The organism is Dermacoccus sp. 147Ba, from assembly GCF_004151355.1.
Lineage (GTDB): Bacteria > Actinomycetota > Actinomycetes > Actinomycetales > Dermatophilaceae > Dermacoccus > Dermacoccus abyssi.
The window spans coordinates 240,110-266,275 of record NZ_SEHL01000004.1 but is presented as its reverse complement, the minus strand read 5'-3'; the positions used below and the strand labels follow the sequence as shown (position 1 = coordinate 266,275).

At 68.9% G+C, this 26,166-nt stretch carries 25 protein-coding genes; 19 read left to right on the top strand and 6 right to left on the bottom strand.

Annotated elements, in window-relative coordinates:
* Nucleotides 1-14 precede the first annotated feature (14 nt).
* From EVU97_RS07505 to EVU97_RS07465, 9 genes are read left to right on the top strand one after another with little or no spacing between them, the layout of a single operon-like run.
* Nucleotides 15-1,589 carry a succinic semialdehyde dehydrogenase gene (locus tag EVU97_RS07505; protein WP_129664766.1) on the top strand — a complete coding sequence of 525 codons (1,575 nt, stop codon included), beginning with the start codon at nucleotides 15-17 and terminating at the stop codon, nucleotides 1,587-1,589.
* Nucleotides 1,586-3,307: a GMC family oxidoreductase gene (locus tag EVU97_RS07500; protein WP_047311792.1), complete on the top strand. Its 1,722-nt coding sequence runs from the start codon at nucleotides 1,586-1,588 to the stop codon at nucleotides 3,305-3,307. Before EVU97_RS07505 ends, EVU97_RS07500 begins: the two co-directional genes overlap by 4 nt.
* 30 nt (nucleotides 3,308-3,337) lie before the next feature.
* Nucleotides 3,338-4,189: an SURF1 family protein gene (locus EVU97_RS07495; protein WP_129664764.1), complete on the top strand. Its 852-nt coding sequence runs from the start codon at nucleotides 3,338-3,340 to the stop codon at nucleotides 4,187-4,189.
* Nucleotides 4,186-4,542: a DUF3817 domain-containing protein gene (locus tag EVU97_RS07490; protein WP_129664762.1), complete on the top strand. Its 357-nt coding sequence runs from the start codon at nucleotides 4,186-4,188 to the stop codon at nucleotides 4,540-4,542. The genes EVU97_RS07495 and EVU97_RS07490 overlap by 4 nt, the downstream gene beginning before the upstream one ends.
* Before the next feature lie 49 nt (nucleotides 4,543-4,591).
* On the top strand, nucleotides 4,592-6,169 hold the full coding sequence (gene guaA / locus EVU97_RS07485) for a glutamine-hydrolyzing GMP synthase (RefSeq protein WP_129664760.1): 1,578 nt from the start codon (nucleotides 4,592-4,594) through the stop codon (nucleotides 6,167-6,169).
* Between the two features lie 10 nt (nucleotides 6,170-6,179).
* Nucleotides 6,180-7,085, top strand: a complete 906-nt coding sequence (locus EVU97_RS07480) for a phosphatase PAP2 family protein (RefSeq protein ID WP_129664758.1) — start codon at nucleotides 6,180-6,182, stop codon at nucleotides 7,083-7,085.
* Between the two features lie 8 nt (nucleotides 7,086-7,093).
* Nucleotides 7,094-7,945, top strand: coding sequence for a hypothetical protein (locus EVU97_RS07475; protein ID WP_129664756.1), 852 nt, complete (start codon nucleotides 7,094-7,096; stop codon nucleotides 7,943-7,945).
* A gap of 9 nt (nucleotides 7,946-7,954) precedes the next feature.
* Complete coding sequence (locus tag EVU97_RS07470; protein ID WP_129664754.1) at nucleotides 7,955-9,274, top strand: Mur ligase family protein; 1,320 nt, start codon at nucleotides 7,955-7,957, stop codon at nucleotides 9,272-9,274.
* Nucleotides 9,271-10,095 carry a type 1 glutamine amidotransferase gene (locus EVU97_RS07465; protein WP_370448529.1) on the top strand — a complete coding sequence of 275 codons (825 nt, stop codon included), beginning with the start codon at nucleotides 9,271-9,273 and terminating at the stop codon, nucleotides 10,093-10,095. Before EVU97_RS07470 ends, EVU97_RS07465 begins: the two co-directional genes overlap by 4 nt.
* An 87-nt stretch (nucleotides 10,096-10,182) precedes the next feature.
* Here the strand turns inward: EVU97_RS07465 and EVU97_RS07460 are convergent, their stop codons facing one another.
* Together EVU97_RS07460 and EVU97_RS07455 are read right to left on the bottom strand one after the other, a co-directional pair.
* Nucleotides 10,183-11,301: a lysylphosphatidylglycerol synthase transmembrane domain-containing protein gene (locus EVU97_RS07460; protein WP_240730156.1), complete on the bottom strand. Its 1,119-nt coding sequence runs from the start codon at nucleotides 11,299-11,301 to the stop codon at nucleotides 10,183-10,185.
* A gap of 2 nt (nucleotides 11,302-11,303) precedes the next feature.
* Nucleotides 11,304-12,182, bottom strand: coding sequence for a PIG-L deacetylase family protein (locus tag EVU97_RS07455; RefSeq protein ID WP_240730155.1), 879 nt, complete (start codon nucleotides 12,180-12,182; stop codon nucleotides 11,304-11,306).
* Nucleotides 12,183-12,217: 35 nt separating this feature from the next.
* Between EVU97_RS07455 and EVU97_RS07450 the strand changes: the two genes are divergently transcribed.
* From EVU97_RS07450 to EVU97_RS07440, 3 genes are all read left to right on the top strand, one after another.
* Nucleotides 12,218-13,336 (top strand): glycosyltransferase family 4 protein, encoded by a 1,119-nt coding sequence (locus tag EVU97_RS07450; protein WP_129664750.1) that lies wholly within the window; start codon nucleotides 12,218-12,220, stop codon nucleotides 13,334-13,336.
* Nucleotides 13,333-14,040: an NUDIX hydrolase gene (locus EVU97_RS07445; protein ID WP_052947003.1), complete on the top strand. Its 708-nt coding sequence runs from the start codon at nucleotides 13,333-13,335 to the stop codon at nucleotides 14,038-14,040. Before EVU97_RS07450 ends, EVU97_RS07445 begins: the two co-directional genes overlap by 4 nt.
* Nucleotides 14,041-14,192: 152 nt before the next feature.
* On the top strand, nucleotides 14,193-14,609 hold the full coding sequence (locus tag EVU97_RS07440; RefSeq protein ID WP_129664748.1) for a hypothetical protein: 417 nt from the start codon (nucleotides 14,193-14,195) through the stop codon (nucleotides 14,607-14,609).
* On the opposite strand, the gene EVU97_RS07435 is transcribed toward EVU97_RS07440, so the two are convergent.
* Nucleotides 14,591-14,896 (bottom strand): hypothetical protein, encoded by a 306-nt coding sequence (locus EVU97_RS07435; protein WP_129664746.1) that lies wholly within the window; start codon nucleotides 14,894-14,896, stop codon nucleotides 14,591-14,593. The two genes, EVU97_RS07440 and EVU97_RS07435, sit on opposite strands and share 19 nt — an antisense overlap.
* A 34-nt stretch (nucleotides 14,897-14,930) precedes the next feature.
* Nucleotides 14,931-16,373 (bottom strand): PspC domain-containing protein, encoded by a 1,443-nt coding sequence (locus EVU97_RS07430; RefSeq protein WP_129664744.1) that lies wholly within the window; start codon nucleotides 16,371-16,373, stop codon nucleotides 14,931-14,933.
* A 125-nt stretch (nucleotides 16,374-16,498) separates the two neighbouring features.
* Here EVU97_RS07430 and EVU97_RS07425 point away from each other — a divergent pair, with 125 nt between their 5' ends.
* Nucleotides 16,499-17,722 carry an ATP-binding protein gene (locus EVU97_RS07425; protein ID WP_129664742.1) on the top strand — a complete coding sequence of 408 codons (1,224 nt, stop codon included), beginning with the start codon at nucleotides 16,499-16,501 and terminating at the stop codon, nucleotides 17,720-17,722.
* Nucleotides 17,719-18,405 carry a response regulator transcription factor gene (locus tag EVU97_RS07420; RefSeq protein ID WP_129664740.1) on the top strand — a complete coding sequence of 229 codons (687 nt, stop codon included), beginning with the start codon at nucleotides 17,719-17,721 and terminating at the stop codon, nucleotides 18,403-18,405. Before EVU97_RS07425 ends, EVU97_RS07420 begins: the two co-directional genes overlap by 4 nt.
* 182 nt (nucleotides 18,406-18,587) lie before the next feature.
* On the opposite strand, the gene EVU97_RS07415 is transcribed toward EVU97_RS07420, so the two are convergent.
* Nucleotides 18,588-18,935: a hypothetical protein gene (locus tag EVU97_RS07415; RefSeq protein ID WP_129664738.1), complete on the bottom strand. Its 348-nt coding sequence runs from the start codon at nucleotides 18,933-18,935 to the stop codon at nucleotides 18,588-18,590.
* Nucleotides 18,936-19,008: 73 nt separating this feature from the next.
* Nucleotides 19,009-19,677 carry a DedA family protein gene (locus EVU97_RS07410; protein WP_129664736.1) on the bottom strand — a complete coding sequence of 223 codons (669 nt, stop codon included), beginning with the start codon at nucleotides 19,675-19,677 and terminating at the stop codon, nucleotides 19,009-19,011.
* A gap of 147 nt (nucleotides 19,678-19,824) precedes the next feature.
* Between EVU97_RS07410 and pcrA the strand changes: the two genes are divergently transcribed.
* The 5 genes from pcrA to EVU97_RS07385 all read left to right on the top strand — a co-directional run bounded on the left by pcrA (nucleotide 19,825) and on the right by EVU97_RS07385 (nucleotide 26,142).
* Nucleotides 19,825-22,467: a DNA helicase PcrA gene (gene pcrA, locus EVU97_RS07405; protein ID WP_129664734.1), complete on the top strand. Its 2,643-nt coding sequence runs from the start codon at nucleotides 19,825-19,827 to the stop codon at nucleotides 22,465-22,467.
* Between the two features lie 134 nt (nucleotides 22,468-22,601).
* Nucleotides 22,602-23,033 carry a cobalamin B12-binding domain-containing protein gene (locus tag EVU97_RS07400; RefSeq protein WP_047311804.1) on the top strand — a complete coding sequence of 144 codons (432 nt, stop codon included), beginning with the start codon at nucleotides 22,602-22,604 and terminating at the stop codon, nucleotides 23,031-23,033.
* A gap of 100 nt (nucleotides 23,034-23,133) precedes the next feature.
* A complete protein-coding gene (sucC, locus tag EVU97_RS07395; RefSeq protein ID WP_129664732.1) occupies nucleotides 23,134-24,318 on the top strand; it encodes an ADP-forming succinate--CoA ligase subunit beta in 1,185 nt (394 codons plus the stop codon).
* 16 nt (nucleotides 24,319-24,334) lie between these two features.
* Nucleotides 24,335-25,234, top strand: coding sequence for a succinate--CoA ligase subunit alpha (sucD, locus tag EVU97_RS07390; RefSeq protein WP_047311806.1), 900 nt, complete (start codon nucleotides 24,335-24,337; stop codon nucleotides 25,232-25,234).
* Between the two features lie 218 nt (nucleotides 25,235-25,452).
* Nucleotides 25,453-26,142: a DUF4352 domain-containing protein gene (locus tag EVU97_RS07385; RefSeq protein ID WP_129664731.1), complete on the top strand. Its 690-nt coding sequence runs from the start codon at nucleotides 25,453-25,455 to the stop codon at nucleotides 26,140-26,142.
* The last annotated feature ends 24 nt before the right edge of the window (nucleotides 26,143-26,166 follow it).

The following is a 26,166-nucleotide window of genomic DNA, read 5'->3' as shown; positions in this document are numbered from 1 at the left end:
CCTAGGGTGGATCCATGACTTCTCAGACCGCATCTTCGCCCGCCGTCCGCGTTGCGCAGGACGTGGCGAAGCGCATGAGCCACCGCGTCACTGCTGCCGCCGACGCGCCCCAGCGTGAGCGCACGACGCCTCTCACCGGTGAGGTTGTCGCGTCGCTGCCCGAGTCGAGCGTCGCCGACGTCGAGCGCGCCTACGAGGCGGCGCGTGCGGCTCAGCCCGCGTGGGCCGCGACGCCCGTCAAGGAGCGCGTGGAGTTCCTGGAACGCCTGCACGACCTCGTGCTCGAGCACCAGAGCGAGATGCTCGACCTCATCCAGCTCGACTCGGGCAAGGCCCGCATCCAGGCGTTCGAGGAGATTCTCGACACCGCCGGTGTGTGCCGCCACTACGCGAAGAAGGCACCGAGCTATCTCGCCGAGCGCAAGGGTGCGGGCGCCATGCCGGTGCTGACGCAGGCCCGCACGGGCTACCGCCCCAAGGGCGTCGTCGGCGTCGTCGCGCCGTGGAACTACCCGCTGTCGATGACGATCACCGACGCCCTGCCCGCCCTCGCTGCCGGCAACGCCGTCGTCCTTCGTCCTGACGAGAAGGCGTCTCTCACCTGCCTCAAGATCGTCGAGCTCATCGACGAGGCCGGTCTGCCCGAGGGGCTCCTCCAGATCGTTCTGGGCGACGGCCCCACCGTCGGCGGCGCGGTCCTCGAGCGTGCGGACTACGTCATGTACACGGGCTCGACGAACGTCGGGCGTCAGGTCGCACGCGACGCCGGTGAGCGCCTCATCGGGGCGTCGCTCGAGCTCGGCGGGAAGAACGCGATGTACGTCGCCGAGGACGCCGACCTCAAGCGCGCCGCCGAGGGCGCCCAGCGCGCGGTGTTCTCCAGCGCGGGCCAGCTGTGCATCTCGATCGAGCGCCTCGTGCTCCACGAGGCCATCGCCGACGAGTTCCTCCGCCTGTTCCTCGCCCGTGTCAAGGCGATGAAGCTCAGCACCGAGGTGGGCTGGGGAGCCGACATGGGCAGCCTCATAGCCGCGCAGCAGTTGGAGCGCGTCGAGGAGCACGTCGCGGATGCTGTCTCCAAGGGCGCCACGGTGCTCGCGGGCGGCAAGGCGCGCCCCGACGTCGGGCCCTTCGTCTACGAACCCACCGTGCTCGACGGCGTTGCCGAAGGCATGAGCTGCCGACGCGACGAGACCTTCGGCCCGCTCGTGTCGGTCTACCGGGTCGCGAACGACGACGAGGCCGTCGCCTTCGCCAACGACAGCGAGTACGGCCTCAACGCGTCCGTCTGGACCAAGGACGTCAAGCGTGGCCGCGCCATCGCCGCCCGTATCCAGTCCGGCACCGTCAACGTCAACGAGGGTTACGCGTCTGCGTACGCGAGCAACGGTGCGCCGATGGGCGGCATGAAGTCCTCCGGCGTCGGCCGCCGTCACGGGGCCGAGGGCATCCGCAAGTACACCGACATCCAGAACGTCACGGTGCAGCACGTCCAGGGCTTCGGCGTGCCGAAGGGCATATCGCAGAAGCAGTTCGCCAAGGTGATGACGGTCTGTATGCGCCTCATGAAGCGAGGAGGTGTCGCATGAGCGGCTTCGATCACGACGTCGTCGTCATCGGCTCGGGGTTCGGCGGCTCCGTCGCCGCCCTGCGGTTGGCCGAGAAGAACTACGACGTCCTCGTCTACGAGGCCGGCCCGCGCCGTGAGGACGAGGACTTCGCCACCTCGAGCTGGGACGTGCGCAACTACCTGTGGGCGCCCGCGCTCAAGTGCTACGGCGTGCAGCGCATCCACAAGATCCCTGACGCCGTCATCCTCGCCGGGGCCGGTGTGGGCGGCGGGAGCCTCAACTACGCCAACACGCTCTACGTGCCGCCGCAGCCGTTCTTCGCCGACAAGCAGTGGTCCCACATCACCGACTGGTCCGCAGAACTCATGCCGCACTACGAGACGGCGAAGAAGATGCTCGGCGTCGTCGAGTCCAACCCGTGCGAGGGGCCGGTCGAGCAGCTCATGCGCGATGTCGCCGCAGAACTCGGCGTGAGCGAGACGTTCCGCAAGACGCCCGTCGGCGTGTTCTTCGGGGAGTCCGGAAAGCGTGTCGCCGACCCGTACTTCGGGGGAGAGGGCCCGGAGCGCACCGGGTGCACCGAGTGCGGCAACTGCATGGTCGGCTGCCGCGTCGGTGCGAAGAACACCCTCGCGAAGAACTACCTGCCCCTCGCCGAACGCTCCGGTGCGCGCATCGAGCCGATGCGTACAGTCGTCGACCTCGAGCCGCTCGGCCCGAACGGTGATGAGGGCTGGCGCATCACGACGGAGGCCACCGGCGCCTGGGTGCGCAAGAACCGTCGCACGGTGACGGCGCAGCACGTCGTCATGGCAGCCGGCACGTGGGGCACGCAGAGCCTCCTGCACTCGCTGCAGGCCGACGGCAAGCTTCCGCGCCTGTCGCGCACGCTTGGTCACCTCACCCGCACCAACTCCGAGGAGCTCGGCGGTGCCGCCGCCACGCAGCTGCCCGAGGGCGTCGACCTCACACACGGCGTGGCCATCACGTCGAGCTTCCACGTCGACGAAACCACCCACGTCGAGAACGTGCGCTACGGGCGCGGCTCGAACGCCATGGGCCTGTTCTCCACGCTGCTCATTCCCGGTGACGTGGGCAACCGCGTCGTCGAGTTCGTCAAGCAGTTCGCGCGCCGCCCGGTCATGCTCACCAAGGCCGTCGTCCCCAAGGGCTGGAGCGAGCGCACCATCATCGCGCTCGTCATGCAGACGGTCGACAACTCGCTCATCGTCTCCCCGAAGAAGACGCGCCGCGGGTGGAAGCTCACCTCCCGTCAGGGCCACGGTGAGCCGAACCCGACGTGGATTCCGGGCGGCCACAAGGCCATCCGCGGCATGGCGGACCGTCTCGAGCGGGTCAGCGGCAAGGAGGCCATCGCGGGTGGCACGTGGAACGAACTGTTCGACGTGCCCATGACGGCGCACTTCCTCGGCGGCGCCCCGATCAGCGACGGCCCGGAGACCGGCGTCATCGACGCCTACCAGCGCGTGCACGGCTACCCCACGATGTCGATCGTCGACGGTACGGCCGTCTCCGCGAACCTCGGCGTCAACCCGTCGCTCACCATCACGGCTCAGGCCGAGCGTGCCTTTTCGCTGTGGCCGGCCAAGGGCGAGCGCGACGAGCGTCCGGCTCAGGGCGAGGCGTACGTCCGGCTCGAACGCGAGCCGAACCGGGTGCCCGGCCAGCCCGTAGTCCTCGGCATGCCGACGGTGGCACGGACACCCGCGACGTAGGCACCGCGCGTCGGCGCGTACCCTGGTGGGGTGCTCCAGACCGCGATGAAACCCCGTTTCGTGCGGCTGTTCTCGCTCATGCTCGTGCTCGTTGCCGCGTTCATCTGGCTCGGCAAGTGGCAGTGGGGGACGGCCAACAACGAGGCCAACCAGAAGGTGCTCGAAGAGGCTTCGCAGCGCACGCGCGAGCCGCTCGACGCGGTGATCAAGCCGCAGACGCCGTTCGACAACTCGACGTCGTTGCAGCCCATCACCGTCACTGGCCGCTACGACACGAGCAAGACCGAGCTCGTCGCGGGCCGCGTGCTCGAGGGCAAGCACGGCTGGTGGGTCATGACCCCACTCGTCGTCGACAGCACCGGAGCACGGCTGCCCATCGTGCGCGGCTTCGTCGACAAGACGACGAACATCCCGAAACCGCCCTCGGGCACCGTGACCGTCGAGGGCGCGCTGGCGCCCGGTGAGTCGGTGTCGACGATGGACGCTCTTCCGCCCGGCCAGATCGGCACGATCGACATGGGTCTGCTGCTCAACAAGTGGGACGGCCGCGTCTACAACGCCTTCATCTTCTCCACGGACCAACAGCCTGCGACGCGGGTGAAGCCGGGGGAAACCACCCCAGAGCACATTCCGCCGCCCGTGCCGCGCACGACCCACATCGAGTGGCGCAACGCGGCCTATGCCATCCAGTGGTGGGTGTTCGCCGTCTTCGCGGTCTTCATGTGGGTCAAGCTCGTGCGCGACGAGCACCACCTCGAGATCGCCGCCGACGAGAGCCGTGTTGACGAGAACAACGAGCAGGATCACACAACTCCCAGCGAAGACGATTCCCCTTCCGACGTGACGACGCCCCCTACGGGCGAGCGAAAGGACGACCGATGACCGACCAGAAGCCCGCTGCTGCGGGCAAGCCCACGATCGACGTGAACCAGGCCCGCTCGGCCCTGAAGTTCTTCAAGATCGCCGCGTTCATCGTCGGCATCGGCCTGCTCGTGCTCGTGCTCGAGATGGTGCTGCACTACCGGTTCCACAACGACGCGCTCGCGTGGTGGCCGCAGCCGCACGGCCTGCTCTTCCTCGTCTACGTCGCGACGACGGCGAACCTCGGGTTCAAGATGCGCTGGGGTCTCGGCAAGATGGTCCTCGTCATCCTCGCCGGGTGCGTGCCGTTCCTGTCGTTCTGGGTCGAGCGCAAGATGAGCCGCGAGGTCGAGGCCGACCTCGCGGGCCGCTGACGGGCCGACGGCCGGAAGGCCTGTCGGTGGCGACGGATAGGATGAACGCGTGAGCGACAACCTGCAGGATCACCCCGTACTCGTCGTCGATTTCGGCGCCCAGTACGCCCAACTCATCGCGCGCCGCGTGCGCGAGTGCGCCCTCTATTCCGAGGTCGTGCCGCACACGATGAGCGCAGAGGAGATGCTGGCCAAGAACCCCGCCGCCATCGTGCTGTCGGGCGGGCCCTCGTCCGTCTACGCCGACGGTGCTCCGTCGCTCGACGTGGCGCTGCTCGAAGCGGGCGTGCCAGTCTTCGGTATCTGCTATGGCTTCCAGGCCATGGCGCACGCCCTCGGCGGAACCGTCGCCCACACCGGAGGCCGCGAGTACGGTCACACGATGGCCACGATCACCCACACCGACTCGATCCTCTTCGACGGTCAGCCCGCCGAGCAGGCCGTGTGGATGTCGCACGGTGACGGCGTGAGCGAGGCCCCCACGGGCATGACGGTGTGCGCTCGCACGCCCGGCGCCCCCGTCGCCGCGTTCGAGGACGCCGAGCGCAAGCTCTTCGGCGTGCAGTGGCACCCGGAGGTGCTCCACTCCACGCACGGCCAGGAAGTGCTGCGCAACTTCCTGCTCAACGGCGCCGGCCTCAAGGCCGAGTGGACGCCCGCCAACATGGCCGAGGAACTCGTCGCCCAGGTGCGCGAGCAGATCGGTGAGGGCCGCGCCATCTGTGGTCTCTCCGGTGGTGTCGACTCGTCCGTCGCCGCGGCCATGGTGCAGAAGGCCATCGGCGACCGGCTCACGTGTGTCTTCGTTGACCACGGCCTGCTGCGCGCCGGTGAGGCCGAGCAGGTCAAGGAGGACTTCGTCGCCGCTACCGGTGTCGACCTCGTCGTCGTCGACGCCTCCGAGCGCTTCCTCGAGGCGCTGGCCGGCCAGTCCGATCCCGAGACGAAGCGCAAGATCATCGGCCACGAGTTCATCCGCGTCTTCGAGCAGGCGGCGCGCGACATCGTCGGTGCCGAATCGGACAGCGAACACCCCGTCGAGTTCCTCGTTCAGGGCACGCTCTACCCCGACGTCGTCGAATCCGGCGGCGGCACCGGCGCGGCCAACATCAAGAGCCACCACAACGTCGGCGGTCTGCCCGACGACCTGCAGTTCAAGCTCGTCGAACCGCTGCGCGCCCTCTTCAAGGACGAGGTGCGCCAGGTCGGCCTCGAACTCGGCGTGCCCGATTCCATCGTCTGGCGCCAGCCGTTCCCCGGCCCCGGCCTCGGCATCCGCATCATCGGCGAGGTGACGGCCGAGCGCCTCGAGATCCTGCGCGCGGCCGACAAGATCGCCCGCGAAGAGCTCACGGCCGCGGGCCTCGACCGCGACATCTGGCAGTGCCCCGTCGTCCTTCTGGCCGACGTGCGCTCGGTCGGCGTGCAGGGCGACGGCCGCACCTACGGCCACCCCATCGTGCTGCGCCCCGTCTCCAGCGAGGACGCCATGACGGCCGACTGGACGCGCCTGCCCTACGACGTGCTCGCCACCATCTCGAACCGCATCACGAACGAGGTCTCCGACGTCAACCGCGTCGTGCTCGACGTGACGAGCAAGCCCCCGGGCACCATCGAGTGGGAGTGAGCGCCCACCGATGAGCGAGCAGCAGCCCGCTCCCGACGCCGACGGCGCGGCCCACGTGGTCGCGCCGTCGGCGTGCCACGGGGCGACCCCGGTCGGTGAACCCAGCGACCTCACCGAACCCGTCCGCCGCTTCGTCTGCTCCGTGCGGACGATGACGTTCGCCTCACTGGCGTCGTTCGTCCTCGTCCTGTGGGTCTTCACCCGTACCGCGCGCGCCCAGGTGTGGGACGAGCGTGGGCGGATGAGCACAGGTGCGAGCGCGCGGGCGTGGGTTCACATCGTCGATCCGCTCACCTACATCACGATCGGCTCGGTCGCGACGCTGCTCGCCGCCTTCGTCGTCATCGCGCTCGCGCGGCAACGAGCGGGTCTCGCGCTGGCCGCGATCCTCGTGGTCGGGGGAGCGAACGTCACGACGCAACTGTTCAAGGCGTACTGGCCCACGAGCCCGCACCTGTGGGACAACTCCCTACCGAGCGGACACTCGACCGTTGCGATGAGCCTCAGCCTCGCGGCGATCCTCGTCGCGCCGTCCGGGGCCAGACGGTGGCTCGTGCCCTTCGCCGCCTTCGGAGCCACGTTCGTCGGCGCCGGAACGATCGTCGGGCACTGGCACCGCCCGGCCGACGTGTGGGCGGCCTTCCTCGTATGCCTCCTGTGGTCGGCCGGAGCGATCGGTCTCGTGCTCAAACTCCAGTTGCGGCGCCACACCCGCGACGCGAAGTACGCGCTGCGCCCTGCCGCAGGCGTCGTCGGGAGCATGACGGCGGGGCTCATCTTCGTCGGGCTCGGAGTGCGGCCGCTCGACGCCGACCTCAAGCTGGCCGAGGCGATCGTCGCCCTCGGAGTCACCGGGTTGCTCGCGGCGTTCGTCGTCGCATGGGTGAGCGCTGCGGCGGACGACAACCTCGGATGAGGGACCCGGTGAAGCGAATCGAGCCACTCGTCCTGGTGGGGAGCCTGCTCGTTCTCGTGGCCCTCGTCGCGCTGCGCGCCACGGCGTCCGGCAAGCGCCTGGCTGCGGCCACCACGCACTGGCTCGGTGAAGCCGATCGCCCTGACGGCGGTCTGATCTGGCCCGCCTCCGGCCTCGTGACGCGTGCCTATCTGCCGTTCGTTGCGCTGACGCTCGTGGCGCTCGCGGTCGCACTGACGCGCCACTCGCTGCGGCGCCGAGCACTCGCAGGGGCGTTCGTCCTCGTTGTCAGCGGCGTGGGGGCGCAGGTGCTGGGGCGTCTCCTCGTGCCCGTGCTCGGACAGGAGTCCGCGACGCTCCCCAGCGGGCATGCGGCCCTCGTGCTCGGCGCCTGTGTGGCCTGGATCTGGATCGCACCCGCCCGGCATCGCCTCGCGGTCCTGTGCGCAGCCGGTGTCGTTGCGACGGCCGGGTCGCTCGGCATCGTCGTCGCGCAGTGGCACCGCCCGGGCGACGTGCTCGCGTCCCTCGCCCTCGTCACGGCCGTGACGGCGGTTGCTCGTCCTTTCGCCAGGACGGGCGCGATCGCCCCGGCCGTCAGCGAGGCCGAGGGCAACCGGGCGCACACGTTTCGGGGTGGCTTCGGCTACAGCCCGTCGACCGATGCTCTCGTGGCCGTGCTGTGCGGCGCAGCCGGCTGCGTCGTGCTCTACCAGGGGTGGGGTTCGGCGCTCGTCGGCGAGAACGTCGCTGCCCTTGTCGGCGGTTTGGCCGTGCGATGGGGCCTCGCCCTTGCGGCGGGGCTGCTCGTGTGGTTCGCCGCGCGCGTCGACGAAAGCCCTGTCAGTCGCCTCCACTAGGCTGGGCGGGTGCTTCGAACTACAGCAGCTGTGCTCGCCGGGAAGTCGGCTCGCGTCGCAACGAGACTGCGCGGTGGCGGTAGCGCCCTGCCTGGTCTCGTCGTCGAGAAGGTCGACCCGAAGTTCCTCGCCACGGCTCTCGCGTACCTCCCGAAGGGTGTCGTCGTCGTCACCGGCACGAACGGCAAGACCACGACGACGAAGATGCTCGTCGCGCTCCTTCGCGCGCACGGTCTCAAGGTCTTCACCAACCCCACGGGCTCGAACTTCACGCGCGGCGTCATCTCCTCGGTGCTCGGTGAGGTGTCGCTGCGCGGCACCATCGACGCCGACATCGCCGTGCTCGAACTCGACGAGGCGCACGCCCTGCACTTCGCCAAGGTGGTCAAGCCGACGCACGCGCTGCTGCTCAACGTGGCACGAGACCAGCTCGACCGTTTCGCCGAGATCGACTACACCGCGAAGCTCCTACGTCAGCTCGCCGAGCAGACCACCGAGGGCGTCGTGCTCAACCGTGACGACTCGTTCGTCGCGCGCATCGAGAGCGCGCTGAAGCCGCACGTCGAGGTCTCCTACTTCGGCGTCGACGAGACGATCGCGGAGCGCCTCGGTGAGCTCATGGAACAGGACGTGCGCAGCGACGACGACTTCGTCCAGCCGCTCGTGAGCTCCGGTGACGGACTCCTTCTGCCGATCGACGATCGCAAGTTCCTCGTCACGTTCGCCGACCGCGCCGACGGCAGCGCCAACGTCGGGCCGATGCAGATGCGTCAGCACGGTCTCGCGGCCATGATCAACGCCACGGCGGCCACGTCGATGGCGCGTCGGCTGCTCGGCGACGACTTCCTGCCGGCCACCGCCGTCAGCGCCCTCGAAGCGGTGCAGCCGCCGTTCGGTCGCGGCGAGGTCATTGACGTCGACGGTCAGGAACTCGAGCTCGTGCTCGTGAAGAACCCGGCCGGATTCACCGTGGCCCTCTCGACGTACGGCGGACGCCCGGTGGCGAGCATGGTGGCCATCAACGACAACTACGCCGACGGGCGTGACGTGTCGTGGCTCTACGACGTCAACTTCGCCTCCCTGCGTGAGCGCGGCGTCGAACTCACCTCCGGCGTGCGCGCCTACGACATGGCGTTGCGCCTCGCCTACGACGGCGTCGAGGTGCGTCACGTCGAGCCCGAACTCACGTCCGCGCTCGACACGTTCCTCGCCGAGCACCCGAACGAGCCGAAGCGCATCTTCTGCACCTACACGGCGATGATGGCGCTACGCCGCACGCTCGCCGAGCGCTACGACCTGCCCGACATCGGAGAGGACGCCCCCGAATGAGCCAGCCCACTCCCGAGAACGTCGAGCCCGTCGTCAACGACGACCTCGCCGCCATGGACGTCGTCCCGACGACGCTCGGCGACCCGACCGGGCCGAGCAAGGGACGCGTCACCGTCGTCCACCTGTACCCGCGTGAGATGTCGATCTACGGCGACCTCGGCAACACGCGCTGCCTCGAGGCGCGCCTGCGTTGGCACGGGTACGAGCCGAACGTCATCAGCCACAACCCGGGCGACGAGTTCCCCGACGACGCGCACCTCGTCGTCGGCGGCGGCGGCCAGGACTCCGGGCAGGTGCGTGTCGAGGCCGACCTCGAGAAGATCGGCCCCAAGCTCAAGGAGCTCGCCGAGGACGGCGTGCCGATGCTCATGATCTGCGGTATGTACCAGCTCTTCGGCAAGGCCTTCATCACGGTTGACGGCAAGACGCTGCCGGGCCTCGGCATCCTCGACGTCACGACGCGCGGCAACGAGAAGCGCATGATCGGTCCCGTCGTGCTCTCCACCGAGTTCGGTGACGTCGTCGGCTACGAGAACCACTCCGGTTCGACGGTGCTGGGGGAGGGGCAGGAGGCGTTCGGCTCCGTACGCTCCGGCTTCGGCAACAACGGCGAGGACGGCCACGAGGGAGCCCGTACGAACAACGTCGTCGGCTCCTACCTGCACGGCCCGATCCTGCCGGCCAACCCGCACCTCGCCGACTGGCTCATCGCCCGCGCCGTCGAGAAGGCGCTCGCCCAGCCGTTCGAACCGGGTGAGATCGACGACCGGTTCGCCGACCAGGCCCGCGAGCGTCAGGTTCGCCGCCTCACGAAGAGCTGACCGGCACTTCGCCGAGCCGCACGAGGAAGCCCTTCACCGCTTGCGGGCGGTGAAGGGCTTTATCGGTCCTCTGACGACGTGTGATGGCTACGCGCAGACGCCGGGCGCGCCGTCGGGTGTCAGAGGCACCTTGGGCATGACGAACCAGGCGAGCCAGCCCATGGCGCCGAGCGGTACCTCGAGCAGGTGCGTGAAGATCGCGAAGACGAGCACGCCGGCAGCGGCCGCGGGCTTGTCGGCGCCCCAGGCCACCATGACGGCGAGCGTGCCGGCCTCGGTGATGCCGAGCCCACCCGGCGTCACGCCCACCGCGGTGAGGAGGCGTCCGACGGCGTAGGCGGCGAAGAGCTTGCCGAGCGAAAGGTCGACGCCGACGACCTCCATCGTTCGCCAGAAGAGGAGGAAGTAGACGCCGAGGAACCCGACGACGCCGACCGTCATGGGGAACCACCCGGTGGCCGTCACCGTGGCGAGGCGGCGCCGCTGGTCGACGAGCACGTGACGCAGGTCGACGCGCGACTTGCCGCGCTGTTCTCGCCAGGCGCTGACGCGTCCGCCGAAGCGGCGGTGCACCCACGCGCCGAAGCGCTCGGTCTTGTGCGGCGCGATGAGAATGGCCACGAACACGGCGATGATGACGAGCCCGACGATGCCTCCCGTGAACGCCCCGCGGCGCACGCCCTTGGGCAGTGCGTCCGTGGAGGAGAGCAGGGCCACGCCGAGCAGCGGCATCGCCATGCGGGCGACGACGTTCCAGACGCCCGAGACGATGACCGATGTCGAGATCGCAGCGCGTGCGAAGCCCCACGAACGCAGCATGAGGTACGTCGCGGCCACCCCGGCGGCACCGCCGCCCGGCAGCAGGTTGCCCGCTGCAGAGCCGGAGACGTTGACGATGAGCGCCTTGACGTGGCCCAAACCGGGCAGCGAACCCGTCAGGGTGAAGGTGTAGAGCCACAGGCCCAGGACGACGAGACCGAAGAGTTCGAGGCCGTTGACCCACCCGAGTCGATCGAGGTGAGTGCCGATCTCGGTCCACGTCGTCTGACCGAACCACGGCAGACCGAAGACGAGGATCGCCGCGGCGAGGGCGAGGCCGAACACGGCCTGCAGCAGCTGCTTGCCGGTGGCCTTCGGAAACGCCGTGGGGTCGGCTTCCTGCGTCGCGCGCCCTTCGGCGTCGGTCGCGGCAGGTTGACGCCCCACACTCACTCCTTCGTGTCCGTTCGGGCGGCGCGCGGTGGCAAGCCCTTGAAGATGTCACGCGCGACCGGGCCCTTGTGGAGCGGGTCGCGGAACCATTCCCGACAGAAGACTACGTCGTAGAGCGGTCGGGGAATTCTCAGGAATGCCGCCAGAGTTCGGTCGGCGTCGCCGTCGGCGCTGGCCTGCGAAGCGTGGGCGCGCATCGAGGCACGCTTCTGCGCGGCGAAGCGGCCCACCGAGATGCGGTGGGTGATGTCACGCCGGGCGCTGTAGGCGCGCTCGAACGAGGCCATGTCGAAGTCGTCGGGGAAACGATAGAAGCGCGCGACGAGGTGCAGAGCCCGGACGAGCAGGTCGCGCGGAACGGTGGCTTCGAGGACGCGTGGCGTTCCGGCGAGCTCGGCGGCGCGGGCACCTACCTCGTGCACACGCACGTGATCCCGGTGGCCGTAGCCGCCGTTCTCGTCGTAGGAGAGCAGGACGTCGGCGTCCTCCTCGCGCAGAATCTCGGCGAGCGCCTCGGCCGCTTCGTCGACGTCGACCGTGATGAAACGGCGCTTACCGGGCGGGTCGGGGAAGGTTTCGGGACCCATGCCGGAGTCGGCGTGGCCGAGCGTCTCGACGCGCGCGACGCCCAGTGCGCGGGCGCTCTCGAGGAGTTCGTTCCAGCGTTGGGCGGCGAGTTCGTCGGGGCCGCCGTAGCCGGAGTCGGCGAGGCCGAGGGCGCCGTCGGTGGCGACGACGAGGACGACGCGGTGTCCCTCTGCGGCAGCCTTCGCCATCGTGCCCGAGGTGAGCAGCGCCTCGTCGTCGGGGTGAGCGTGGAAGGCGACAAGCGTGCGCGGCGTGGCATCGGGGGACATGGCATCTGGCGTGGTCATCGTGTGCCATCCTCGCGCATGACAGACTTCCATCCGTGAAGATCGCGCTGGTGTCGGACTGTTACCTGCCTCGCTTGGGCGGTATCGAGGTGCAGGTGCACGATCTCGCGCAGCGCCTCGTCGCCCAGGGCCACGAGGTCGTCGCCTACACGGTGACGCCGGCGCACGCGGAGCAGTACAGCGGCCTGGAGATCATCGACGGCATCCCCGTGCACCGTTTCGCGCTCGGTCTGCCGTACGACGTCGCGCTCAACCCGATGGCCATCTCGCAGTTGCGCGTCGCCATCACGAACGGCGGATTCGACGTCGTCCACGCCCACATCGGCGTCATCAGCCCCTTCTCGATGGACGCGGTCCGGATGACGCTCGGCATGGGCATCCCGACCGCGGTCACGTGGCACTCGGTCATGAGCTGGGCGGGACCGTTGCTGCGTCCGCTGGGCTTCATCAAGCGGTGGGCCGCCGACGGCGCGGCGCTCTCGGCGGTGTCGCGGGTGGCCGCGCGGCCGGTGGCGTCGATGGCCGGCGCCGGGCACGAGGTCGTCGTCCTGCCCAACGGCATCGACACGGACGTCTGGACCCCCGGTGGCCCGCGGATCGGTGACGAGGTGCGTGTCATCTCGGCGATGCGTCTGGCGCGGCGCAAGCGCCCTCTCGAGTTCTTCAAGGTGATGAAGGCCGTGCACCGCGAAGCGCCGAACGTGCGTCTCGAGATCGCCGGCGAGGGGGAGCTGCGCGCGAAGCTCGTACGCGCTGTCGACCTCGCCGACGCGCACGAGTGGGTGTCGCTGCCGGGGCGCATGACGCGTGCGCAACTGCACGAGCGCTACCTCGATTCCGACCTCTACGTTGCGCCCGCGCGCCTCGAGGCGTTCGGCATCGCGGCTCTCGAAGCGCGCTCGTCGGGTCTGCCGGTGCTCGCGCCCACGAGCAGCGGCGTGTGCGAGTTCGTCGAGAACGAGGTGAACGGCCTGCTCGTCGACGGTGATGAGGGGCTGGTCGCGGGCCTCACCCGGCTCGCACTCGACCGGGACCTGCGCGAGTCGATGGCCCACACGAACCGCACCGTGCGCCCGAAGCAGGCGTGGCCCGAGGTCGTACGCCTCGCCGAGGACGAGTACGCGCGGGCCGCCGACCTGCAGAGGCGACGATGAACGTCGGGGCGGGCATCACCGTCGTCGGACTCACCGCGGATGACGCGGGTGGCACTCGGGAGGTGTTCCGGGAAACGCTGCGCCAGGGCGTCGCGCCCCGGCGCCAGTTGCGCGAGGCTGGATTCCGGGCCTCCAGGCTGCCCCACGTGACGAGCGACGCCGACGACGCCGTCCTCGCGTACGAGGTGACGTCGCTGCCGGCCTCGTCCCGCACACCCTGTGCGCATGCCACGGAGAAGGCGGACCTCGTGCGGCAGCGCCTCGCCGCCTACGCGGTCGTCACGAGCGAACGTGGCGTGCTGCTCACCCGCCTGTCCCAGACCACCGGACGACCGGGTCTGTGGATCCTGCCGGGTGGCGGTGTCGACGCGGGGGAGCACCCGGCGGAAGCCGTCGTGAGGGAGGTCTGGGAGGAAGCCGGGCAGGACGTGGAGCTCGGTGAGCTCGTCGACGTCTCGTCCTCGCATCGGGTGGGTATCGGGCGCGGTGACGTCGTGGAGGACTTCCACGCGGTGCGCCTGCTGTTCACCGCGTCCTGTTCGCAGCCGTCCGAACCCGTTGTCCACGACGTCGGTGGTTCGACCGAGAGCGCGGCGTGGTTCTCGATCGCCGACGCCGTCGACCCCGAAGCGCCCGGTTACCCCGAGGGCGGCATGGCCTCGTGGGCCCTCGACGCGGTGCGGGCCTTCGCGGATATGCCATGAGTGCGACTGGCGGCCGGGTGAGGGCTCGCACCGTCTACGGGTGGCTCGCCTTCGGGCTCCTGGCGATCTGCCTGCTCTGGGTTCCGGCAATGCACGCCCTCGTCGTGCGTGAGTAAGCCAAGACACGCACGCTCGCCGAGTCGGGTCGTGTCGTGACCGTGGAAAACGTCGAGGACGTGCGCGTCAGCGTCAAGAGCTCCAAGTCGCGGCGCTACGTCTCCAATGTGGGGGTGCGCATCGACGGCACGTGGGTGTGGCTGTCGGGGTTTGACGAAGACCGGCCTGATTCCACCCGCCATTGGTACACACGGTGTGGCCTGCAACCTCCGATGCCGGGTACCCGCGCCTATCCGCCTCTCGAAGTGCGCTACGTCCCTGGGGCGCCGAACGCTGCCACGGTGGCGGACCATGAACATCGGGTGGCGAACCTCGTGGGCACGCGATGGTTCTGGCTGGCGGACGCTGTGGCCGCAGCCGTGGCGGTGCTCATGGTGCTGTTCGTCCGGCAACGTGTGCGTCGATGGAACCAGCGTCGTATCCAGGACACGAATCAGCGTCGGCGCCCGTAGACGAGCCCCAGCGCACCGGCCACGACGGCCGTGGCGCCGATGCCGAGCAGGATGCCGGGCACCGTGTAGCGCGAGTCCAGGCTGATGACGTCGCCGTACGCGAGCGCGCAGAGCACGGCTGTGACGAGTCCGATCGTGGCGAGGACGGCCCCGACGATGTTGGCTTCACGACGTTCGTCGTCGCGTCGCTCCTGTGCGCTCGCCGGTGCGGGTGTGGCCCCCTGCTCGTACGACCAGGCCTGCGTGGGGGCGCTCGCGCCGTAGCTGAAGTCGTCGTAACTCGTCATCGCTCGTTCGCCTGCTCTCGTGAGGTGGGGTTGGTCATCGGTGGGATCTCGAGGCTTGATTCGTCGTTCGCGAGGCCGTACCCGACGTCTTCGCCGGAGCTTGGCTCCGCACGCGGACGAACACGTCGCCGATTCCGACGTCGGTCTTCAGACGGATCGTCTTGTTGCCCGAGCCGAGAGTCGTACGGGTCGGCTCCGTGCCGCTCGAACCGCCTGCCTCGTAGAACACCTGGCCGGCGTCGTCGGTGGCGCTGATGTACCCGAGGCGCGTCACAGAGGTGAGTTCGACCTTGACGCCGCGCGGCACCTCGACGCGCAGGCGCCCGGCGGTGAGGCGGGCGTTGACGTCGACGACCTCGGGCATTGTCGCGACGTCGACGCGGGTGAGATCGATCGTGCTCGTGCCCATTCCGGCGTGGTACGACTGCGTGGCGGCCAACGTCGTCGGCTGGGCGGACAGGGAACTCGTGCGACTCGAGTAGCCGGCCGAGTGCAACGACGCGAAGGTGATGCTGACGGCGATGAGCGGCACGACGAGCAGGCTCAACACACCGACGCGGTAGCCGCGCAGCGCGAAGAACAGGGCTCCGAGGCTCACGACGGCAAGGCTCCCGAACACCAACCAGGGCAATGCCGTTTCGCCGCCGGTCGTCACGCCGCCGACGAGGCCGAGTGCCGGCGGGACGATCGCAAGGCCGGCGAGCAGGAGGAAGGCGGCGAACGGCAACCGGGTGCGGCGTCGGCGGGCGCGGCGTTCGGCGTTGCTCGCGCGGCGGGCCTCCTGGGCGGTGAGGCTGTTCTGCTGGTGGTGAGCCCGAGCCGCCCGGAACTGCTCCCGGGCGCTTCGGCGCTCGTCGATGAACGGCACCGAGCTCGAGGTGGCGTCGCCGTCGAATCCGTAGCCCGTCACGGGTGGTTCTGCCACGGTGTTGCTCCCGCCGGGTGCGGGCGTCGGCGCGTAGGTCGCGTCATGGGGGAGAGGTTCGTCCTTGCGGCCGCGACGAACGACGACGAACGCCAGGGCCCCGAGTGCAACGAGGGAGATCACGGGGCCGGTGTTGCCGAGGAACTCGAAACCGAAGCCCCACGGCATCGTGACGAGGAGGGCCAGCGCGGTGATTACGAGGACGACCATCGGCATACCGCTGTCGCCGCGGCGGGCCTCGTCGAGCACGACGCGGTCGGCGAGGTCGGGCACGAGACTCCACGCCAGGAGGTAGACCACCAGGCCGACACCTGACAGCACGAGCAGGATGGCCACCGCGCGCACGAGCAACGGCGCGACGCCGAGTCGCAGCCCGACGCCGGCGCAGACACCGCCGAGCCACCCGCCGTCGGTGTCGCGACGCAGGTCGATGTCGCGCAACGTCTCGATGAAGCGGTCGAAGCCCGCTTCCGTCGCGGCGCTTGTCGCGCCGCGCGCACTGCTTCCGGTGCGCTCGTCTTCCCGCGGATTCGGGGTGGCCGTCTCGTTCATGCCCCCAGCCTGCCGCGTGCTCGCGGTCCACCGGCAGGGGGAGCAACCCTGACGCGACCCTGAACTTCCCCGAGGCGACCCCGGGAAAGGGGCGCTCGCGCTCGCGCGTGCGACACCATGGAGTCATGACGACGCAGCAGAGCACCTCGGCCCCTTCGGGGGCCGAACGCGTGCTGCCCGCGCACTGGCCGGACGTCAACGAACGACCTCCGCTCGAGCGCCTGCCGCGAGCAGGCTGGCTCGGCGGTGTCTGTGCCGGTATCGCACGCCACCTCGGCGTCTCGGCGTGGGCCGTGCGGGGCGTCGTCATTGTCACGTCGCTCGTGTGGGTGGGGCTGCCGGTCTACCTCTTCCTGTGGTTCTCGATGCCGCGCGACGAGCAGGCCGGTCGGACGCCGCGTCCGCGCCTACTGCTCGCGTCCGGATTCCTCATCGTCACGCTCGTCGGCGCACTGCTGGCCGACACCTCGGGCATCAGCGTTCAGCTCGGCATTCCGTTGCTCGTGTCGTCGGCGGGCCTCGTCATTGCGTGGTCACGCCTGGCCGACCGCGACCGACGAGCCTGGGTGAGCAGTGACTTCGGTCGACGAGAGTCATTGCTGCGCCTGAGTTTCGGTGCGTTCCTCGTGCTCGTCGGTCTCGTCACGGCGGCCGCGACGGGTCGTGGCTTCGCCGGTCTGCGTGACGTGGGTATCGCCCTCGTCGTCCTGCTCGGCGGGCTGGCGGCCGTGCTCGCGCCGTTCGGGCTGCGCCTGTGGGACGACATGCGTCGAGACCAGGCGGAGAAGGCCATGGCCGACGCCCGAGCCGACGTCGCCTCGCACCTGCACGACTCCGTCCTGCAGACGCTCGCGCTCATCCAGCGCCGCACGAACGAACCGGAGATCGCCCAACTCGCCCGCACCCAGGAGCGCGACCTGCGCTCGTGGCTCTTCGCCGACGACGAGAACGCCCCCGAGGTGGCCGACGCGCCGGAACTGCTGCGCGGCGTCGTCCACGCGGTCGAGGACGGCTTCGCCGTGCCGGTCGACGTCATCGTCACCGGGCAAGCACCCGTGACCCCGCGGATCGAAGCACTCGTGAGCGCGGTACGGGAGGCGACGACGAACGCGGCCAAGCACGGTGCGCCGCCCGTCTCCGTCTACGCCGAGTTCAACGCCGACGTGGCCGAGGTGTTCGTCCGCGACCACGGCGAGGGCTTCGATCCCGACGCCGTCGCGGAGGACCGCGCCGGGGTGCGCGAGTCGATCGTCGGGCGCATGGAACGTCACGGCGGCAGCGCCCGCATCCGTCGTCTCGACGACGGTCTCGAAGTCTCACTCACGATGCCCCTGGAGGAAAGGTCATGACTGCACCGTTGCGCGTCGTCCTCGTCGACGACCACCGGATGTTTCGCGCCGGCGTGCGCGCCGAACTGCTCGAGGCCGCGTCGGCGGGCACGCCCGTGGAGTTCGTCGGTGAAGCGGGCAGCGTCGAGGAGGCGGTCGAGGTCATCACCCGCGAGCGCCCCGACGTCGTCCTGCTCGACGTGCACCTGCCCGGCGGTGACGGACGTGGCGGAGCCGACGTGGCCCGCGCCTGTGCGGGCGTCGAGTCGAACGCGGGGGAGCCGGTACGGATGCTCGCCCTCTCGGTCTCGGACGCGGCGGAGGACGTCGTCGCCGTCATCCGCGCGGGCGCTCGCGGTTACGTGACGAAGACGATCTCACCCGACGACCTGCTGCGTGCCCTCGAGCGCGTCGCCGCGGGTGACGCCGTCTTCTCGCCGCGGCTGGCCGGATTCGTCCTCGACGCGTTCGGTGCCGCAGCAGGGGAGGTGGCCGAGGTCGACGAGGAGCTCGACAAGCTCTCGGCCCGTGAGCGCGAAGTGATGCGCCTCATCGCGCGGGGGTATCAGTACAAGGAGGTCGCGAAGGAGCTGTTCATCTCCGTCAAGACCGTCGAGACCCATGTGAGCAACGTGCTGCGCAAGCTGCAGTTGTCGAACCGGCACGAGCTCACGTCGTGGGCGATGGCGCGGCGCCTTCTCTGACGTCCCGGCCTTGAGAGCCGCATGCGCCGTGACGGCAGGTCGGCACCTCAACCGGGCGAGTTCAGGATCCAAAGTGGCGTGACGACGAGTGCGCACTTCACGAGCAGCCCATCGCGGCCAGGCTCGGACGACGAAAGGTGCGCCCCGGCGAACCGGGGCGCACCTTCGTGCGAGTGAGTCGATCAGTGCCAGAAGACGGCCACGGCGACGTTGACGACGGCCAGCACCGCGGCAGCGGTGACGAGCGGAGCAGCCACTTCGTTCTTCTTCTCCTTCGACTGGGCCACCTCGAGCAGGCCCACGACGACGAAGGCGATGAGGAGCTTGACCGCCACCCAGACGTGGTTGAGCTCCCAGCTCTGCGATGAGGCCACACCCACCATCGCGAGGCCGATGAGCAGCTGCGCGCGGGCACCCCACACCATCGCGGGCACGGCACGCGGTGCCTTGGCGACGGCGGCGTACCCACCGATGATCGCGGCCATGCCGAGCAGGTGGGCGAACAGGAGCACGTTCTGCAGAGTCGTCATGACTCCAGGGTAGGTGCTCGTTGCACATCGCTTGTGCGGCGGGGCTGTTCGCCGTGCGTTCGCTATCCGAGCGTCAGGCGACGGTCGTCGGGTTGATCTCTTCGCCGGCGGCCCGCTTGGCCTCGGCGTAGGCGGCGACGTTGGCGCTGATCCGCTTGCGCATCACGGTGGAGACGAAGACGCCGAACGCGAGGGCCACGATGAGGCCGACGAACGAGAAGTTGTGCATCCATTTCTCCGCGACCTTGCCGAGGAAGTGAACCCCATAGGCCAGACCGCCGGCCCACGCGAAAGCGCCCGTGACATTGGCCAGGAGGAAGCGCGGGTAGCTCATGCGCAGGGACCCCGCGAGCGGGCCCGCGAAGATGCGGAGCAGTGCCACGAAGCGGCCGAAGAACACGGCCCACACGCCGTGGCGGTGGAACGCGTGCTTGGCGTAGCCGATCGTCTCGTCGTTGACGTGGTGCGGGAAGCGTTCGCCGAGCCAGCCGAACAGGCGATCGCCGAAGTGGCGGCCCACGAAGTAGCCGATCGAGTCACCCACCGCAGCGCCGACGATGGCGGCGGCGGCCACGCCGTGAATGCTGATGCGCGGCTCCGGCCCCGACGCGAGAAGGGACGCAGTGACGAGCATGATCTCGCCGGGCAGGGGGATGCCGATGCTCTCCACGAGAATGATGAGGCCGGTCAGGGCATAGACGGCCTGAGCCGGTACCGCATCGAGGAGGGCATTGAAGTCCACCCCTCCAGGGTAGGCGCCTTTTTCGGCAGTTTTGACCGTCATGACACCGATGAGACGTGTCGTCGCCCACCTTGCGTGCAGCCCCCGCACGGCCTCTCGCGGGGAGGGCCGACGTTGTCGGTGCTCACTCCTAGACTGGGCACCATCATGAGTGGGCTTTTCGACGACCTTCCCCTGCCCGGTTTCGACGCCGGAAGCAACGGCGACGCGCGCCGGGCGAACCGCGCGGAACGCACGCCGAAGGGCGCGCAGACCTCTGCGGTCGACGATTCAGGAGTGCCGCTGTGGGCCCTCGAAGAGCCCTCGGCCGACGGCGACGTCCCGCCGGAGGAGTCCGACGCGCCGATGCTCGGGCGCGGTTCGCACTGGGGGCGCCCCGACACCTCAGCCGGGCCCGATTTCCGCGCGAACCCCGCGCGCCTGCTCGAGGGCATGAACCCGCAGCAGGCGCAGGCCGTCAAGCACTTCGGTTCGCCGCTGCTCATCGTGGCCGGTGCCGGTTCGGGCAAGACGCGGGTGCTCACCCACCGCATCGCCTACCTCATGGCCGAACGAGGAGCCCAGCCCGGGCAGATCCTCGCCATCACCTTCACGAACAAGGCCGCGGCCGAGATGCGTGAACGCGTCGAGCAGCTCGTCGGGCGCGCCGCGAACGCGATGTGGGTGAGCACGTTCCACTCGGCGTGCGTGCGCATCCTCCGCCGCGAGGCCAAGCACGTGGGCCTCAAGTCGACGTTCTCCATCTACGACGCCGCCGACAGCCAGCGCCTCATGGCGATGGTCACCCGAGATCTCGACCTCGACCCGAAGCGTTACCCGCCCAAGTCCTTCAGCTTCCAGGTGAGCAACCTCAAGAACGAGCTCATCGACGCCGAGGAGGCCGCGCGTCGCGCCGAGACCGACCAGGAACGCAAGGTCGCCGACGCCTACCGGCTTTACCAGCAGCGCCTCACGGCCGCGAACGCGCTCGACTTCGACGACATCATCATGACGACGGTGACGATCCTGCAGGCGTTCCCGCAGGTGGCCGAGTACTACCGGCGCCGCTTCCGCCACATCCTCGTCGACGAGTACCAGGACACGAACCACGCGCAGTACGTGCTCGTGCGTGAACTCGCCGGGGGTGAGAAGGCGTCGGGCGGCATCGAATCCGTCGACGCCGAGGGCGACTCGCGCGCGGCTGAGGGCGTGCCGATGGCCGACCTGTGCGTCGTCGGTGACGCCGACCAGTCGATCTATGCGTTCCGCGGCGCGACGATCCGCAACATCGTCGAGTTCGAGGAGGACTACCCGAACGCCACGACGATCCTGCTCGAGCAGAACTACCGCTCGACGCAGAACATCCTCGGTGCGGCGAACGCCGTCATCGAGCGCAACCCGGAGCGTCGCAAGAAGAACCTGTGGTCCGATCAGGGCGCGGGGGAGAAGGTTGTCGGATACGTCGCCGACAGCGAGCACGACGAGGCGGCCTTCGTCGCGCGCACCATCGACTCGTTGGGGGACAGCCGCGGCGTCAAGCCCAAGGACGTGGCCGTCTTCTACCGCACGAACGCTCAGTCACGCGCGCTCGAAGAGGTGTTCGTGCGCGTGGGCCTGCCGTACAAGGTCGTCGGCGGCACGCGCTTCTACGAGCGCAAGGAGATCAAGGACGCGCTCGCCTACCTGCGCGTCATCTCCAACCCGGCCGACACGGTCAACCTGCGTCGCATCGTCAACACCCCCAAGCGTGGCATCGGCGACCGGGCGCAGGCGAGCATTGGGGCGCTCGCGGAGCGGGAGCGCATCACGTATATCCAGGCGCTCGCCCGCCCGGACGACGCGCCGGGCATCGCCACGCGAAGCGTGAGCGCGATCCGCGGGTTCACCGAGTTGCTCGAGGGCCTGCGGGTCGTGCGCGAGAGCGGCAGCGGGGTCGGCCCGCTCATCGAGGCGATCCTCGAGCGCACCGGCTACCTCAAGGAGCTGCGCGAGAGCCGTGACCCGCAGGACGAGACGCGCATCGAGAACCTCGCCGAGCTCGTCGCCGTCGCGAACGAGTTCGACGACAACTACCCGGGGGCCACGCTCGAGGACTTCCTCGAGCAGGTCTCACTCGTCGCCGACACCGACGAGATTCCCGAGGACGGTGAGGACCAGGGCGTCGTCACGCTCATGACGTTGCACACCGCCAAGGGCCTCGAGTTCCCCGTCGTCTTCCTCACCGGCATGGAGGACGGCACGTTTCCGCACATGCGCGCGCTGGGCGACACCAAGGAGCTCGAGGAGGAGCGGCGCCTCGCCTACGTCGGCCTGACGCGCGCTCGGCAGCGGCTCTACCTTTCGCGTGCTGCGGTGCGTTCGGCCTGGGGTGCGCCGCAGTACAACCCCCCGTCGCGCTTCCTCGGCGAGATCCCCGACGACCTGCTGCACTGGGAACGCGAGGGCACGACGTTCGCCACGGGTCCGCGCGGCTACGGTTCCGGCTACGGCGGGGGCTCGCGCTCGGGCGGGTTCTCGCGGCGTGATGACGATGACGGCCCCGTCATCGGCCGCGGCGCCGCTCCCGTCGCGCGCCTGTCGAGTGGCGGACGCGCAGGCTCCTTCTCGGCGAACAAGAACTCGGCCGTGGGCCGTGGCAACCGCGCCATCCCGAACCTCGATGCCGGCGACAAGGTGACGCACGACAGCTTCGGCCTCGGCACGGTCATCCGCGTTGAGGGTCAGGGTGATCGCGCGATGGCCCACATCGACTTCGGCGACGGCCCACCCAAGCGCTTGCTCCTGCGCTACGCGCCGGTGACCAAGCTCTGAAGCACCGCCGTGGGTGGCTCACCTTCGGCGCGGCCGTGGTGCCCGCCACACCCAGGCCTCGGTTAATAGCGCCTAACTGAATTTTCCGCTGTGGTGCGCGTTACAGTTCGAACAACGAGCGAAGGGAGCCCACCATGTCCGAGAACACGCAAGGTGCCACCGAGCGGTTGCGCATCGTCGTCGCCAAGCCGGGCCTCGACGGCCACGACCGTGGCGCCAAGGTCATTGCCCGTGCCCTGCGCGACGCGGGCATGGAGGTCATCTACACGGGCCTGCACCAGACGCCCGAGCAGATCGTCACCGCCGCCGTGCAGGAGGACGCCGACGCCATCGGCATGTCCGTTCTCTCCGGCGCTCACATGACGCAGTTCCGCAAGGTCACCGAGTTGCTCAAGGAGCAGGGCGTCGACGACATCGTCGTCTTCGGTGGCGGCATCATCCCGGAGGAGGACATCCCGCCGCTCAAGGAGATGGGTGTCGCGCAGATCTTCACTCCGGGTGCCCCGACGACCACGGTCGTCGACTGGGTGCGGGCCAACGTCGGTCAGCCCGCAGCCACAGCCTGACCTCCGTCGCGACGCTGGGAAGCCCCGGTTACTACCCGCGTCGAAAGCGCGTTAAAGTCACAGACGGAACACTCCAGTTCAACGATGAGGATGGATTCGCGTGGATCTCTTCGAGTACCAGGCGCGCGACATGTTCGAGGCGCACGGCGCTCCGGTGCTGGCAGGCCAGACGGCCACCACCCCGGAAGAAGCCAAGGCAGCCGCCGAGCAGATCGGTGCGAAGTCGGGCGGCGTCACCGTCGTCAAGGCCCAGGTCAAGACCGGTGGCCGAGGCAAGGCCGGCGGCGTCAAGGTCGCCAAGAGCGCTGACGAGGCCGAGCAGCACGCCAGTGCGATTCTCGGCATGGACATCAAGGGCCACACGGTCGGCACCGTGATGATCGCCCAGGGCGCCAAGATCGCCGAAGAGTACTACTTCTCGATCCTGCTCGACCGAGCCAACCGCAGCTACCTCGCCATGTGCTCCAAGGAGGGCGGCATGGAGATCGAGCAGCTCGCCGTGGAGCGTCCCGAGGCTCTGGCACGCATCGAGGTCGACCCCAACGTCGGCATCGACGAGGCCAAGGCCAAGGAGATCGTCGAGGCCGCGAAGTTCGACGCCGAGACCGGCGCCAAGATCGTCCCCGTGCTGCAGAAGCTGTGGGAGGTCTACCGCGACGAGGACGCAACCCTCGTCGAGGTCAACCCGCTCGTGAAGACCGAGGACGGCGACATCGTCGCCCTCGACGGCAAGGTGTCGCTCGACGCGAACGCCGACTTCCGTCAGCCCGGTCACGAGGAGCTCGAGGACAAGGCCGCGGCCGACCCGCTGGAGGCCAAGGCCAAGGCACTCGACCTCAACTACGTCAAGCTCGACGGCAACGTCGGCATCATCGGTAACGGCGCGGGCCTCGTCATGAGCACGCTCGACGTCGTCGCCTACGCCGGTGAGGACTTCACCGGTGGCAAGGCGAAGCCGGCCAACTTCCTCGACATCGGTGGCGGTGCCTCGGCCGAGGTCATGGCCAACGGTCTCGACGTCATCCTCGGTGACGACCAGGTCAAGAGCGTCTTCGTCAACGTCTTCGGCGGCATCACCGCGTGTGACGCTGTCGCCGACGGCATCGTGGGCGCCCTCAAGAAGCTCGGAGACTCGGCCACGAAGCCGCTCGTCGTGCGTCTCGACGGCAACAACGTCGAAGAGGGCCGCAAGATCCTCGCCGACTTCAACCACCCGCTCGTGACGGTCGTGGACACCATGGACGGCGCAGCCCGCAAGGCTGCCGAGCTGGCCGCGGCCAACTGAAAGGGATCAGACTTCCATGTCGATTTTTCTCAACGCTGACTCCAAGGTCATCGTCCAGGGCATGACCGGCTCGGAGGGCATGAAGCACACCACGCGCATGCTCGCCTCCGGCACCAACATCGTCGGCGGTGTCAACCCGAAGAAGGCCGGCCAGACGGTCGACTTCGACGTGAACGGTGAGTCGAAGTCCGTGCCCGTCTTCGGCTCCGTCAAGGACGCCATGGCCGAGACCGGCGCCAACGTCTCCGTGATCTTCGTTCCGCCGGCGTTCGCCAAGAGCGCCGCGGTCGAGGCCATCGAGGCCGAGATGCCGCTGGCCGTCGTCATCACCGAGGGCATCCCGGTGAAGGACTCGGCCGAGTTCTACAACCTGAGCAAGGGCACGAAGACGCGCCTGCTCGGCCCGAACTGCCCCGGCATCATCAGCCCCGGACAGTCGAACGCCGGCATCATCCCGGCGAACATCGCCGGCCCGGGCCGCATCGGCCTCGTCTCGAAGTCGGGCACGCTGACGTACCAGATGATGTACGAACTGCGTGACTTCGGCTTCTCGACGGCCATCGGCATCGGCGGCGACCCGGTCATCGGCACCACGCACATCGACGCGCTCGAGGCGTTCCAGAACGACCCCGACACCGACGCCATCGTCATGATCGGTGAGATCGGTGGCGACGCCGAGGAGCGTGCCGCGGCCTACATCAAGGAGAACGTGACGAAGCCGGTCGTCGGTTACGTCGCGGGCTTCACGGCCCCCGAGGGCAAGACGATGGGCCACGCCGGTGCCATCGTCTCCGGCTCGTCGGGTACCGCGTCCGCCAAGAAGGAGGCCCTCGAGGCCGCCGGCGTCAAGGTCGGCAAGACGCCGTCCGAGACGGCTGCTCTCATGACGGAGATCATGAACAACCTCTCCAAGTGACGCACTGAATCACCGACGCCCGGCCGTCGTCCCGCAGGGGACGGCGGCCGGGCGTTGTCGTGTCCGAGCGCGAAAAAACGTCCACATTCCGGCTGCTCGGACACGAATTGAGAACATTGATCACCGGCGGAACCGAACGAGCCATCTTCGCGTCTCAGGTGCAGTTAGTTTTGTCCTGAGATCCCGAGCGATGGCGCCCGGGCGGGGGAGGAGAAGGCATGAAGGTCTCACGTTCCGCAATGCTCGCGGCCGCTGCCGCGGTGGTGCTGTCCGCTTCGGCTTGCACCAGCGTCGAAGGCGGGTCGGGCGCATCGTCCAACTCGTCGTCGTCCTCGAGCGAGGCAGCGCAGCAGTCGAGTGAATCCTCGAGCGAGCAGGCACGGGCGAGCTCGTCCGCTCCCGAATCGAGTTCGCAGAGCGAGCCGAGTGAATCCAGCTCGTCGAGCGAGTCGAGCTCCGAAGACCCCGGTTCGGGCTCCGAGGGGCAGTCGGGCCTCGTGCGGGCGAAGGTCGGCGAGGAAGCTAAGACGGGCGACATGACGGTCAAGATCAGCAAGGTCGTCGACCCGGTTCCCGTCTCCTCCGACAGCTTCATGAAGCCCGACGCGGGCAAGCGCTGGGTGGCCGTCAACATGAGCGTGACGAACACGTCGTCGAAGCCGCTCAACTTCTCGACCTTGTTCTGCGTCGACGCGAAGACCGATCAGAACCAGACGGCTGACGACTCGCTCTTCTCCGACTACGGCACCAAGTTCAACTCGAGTGCTCTGCAGAAGGGCGACACCGCCGTCGGTGACATCACGTTCGAGGTGCCGACCGGTCAGAAGCTCAAGCAGGTCGACGTCAAGTGCTCGCTCAGTTCGCTGCAAGGCGACCAGCGCGCCATCCGCATCGATGTGAGCAAGTAAGCGCACACCATCCTCAATTTTTCG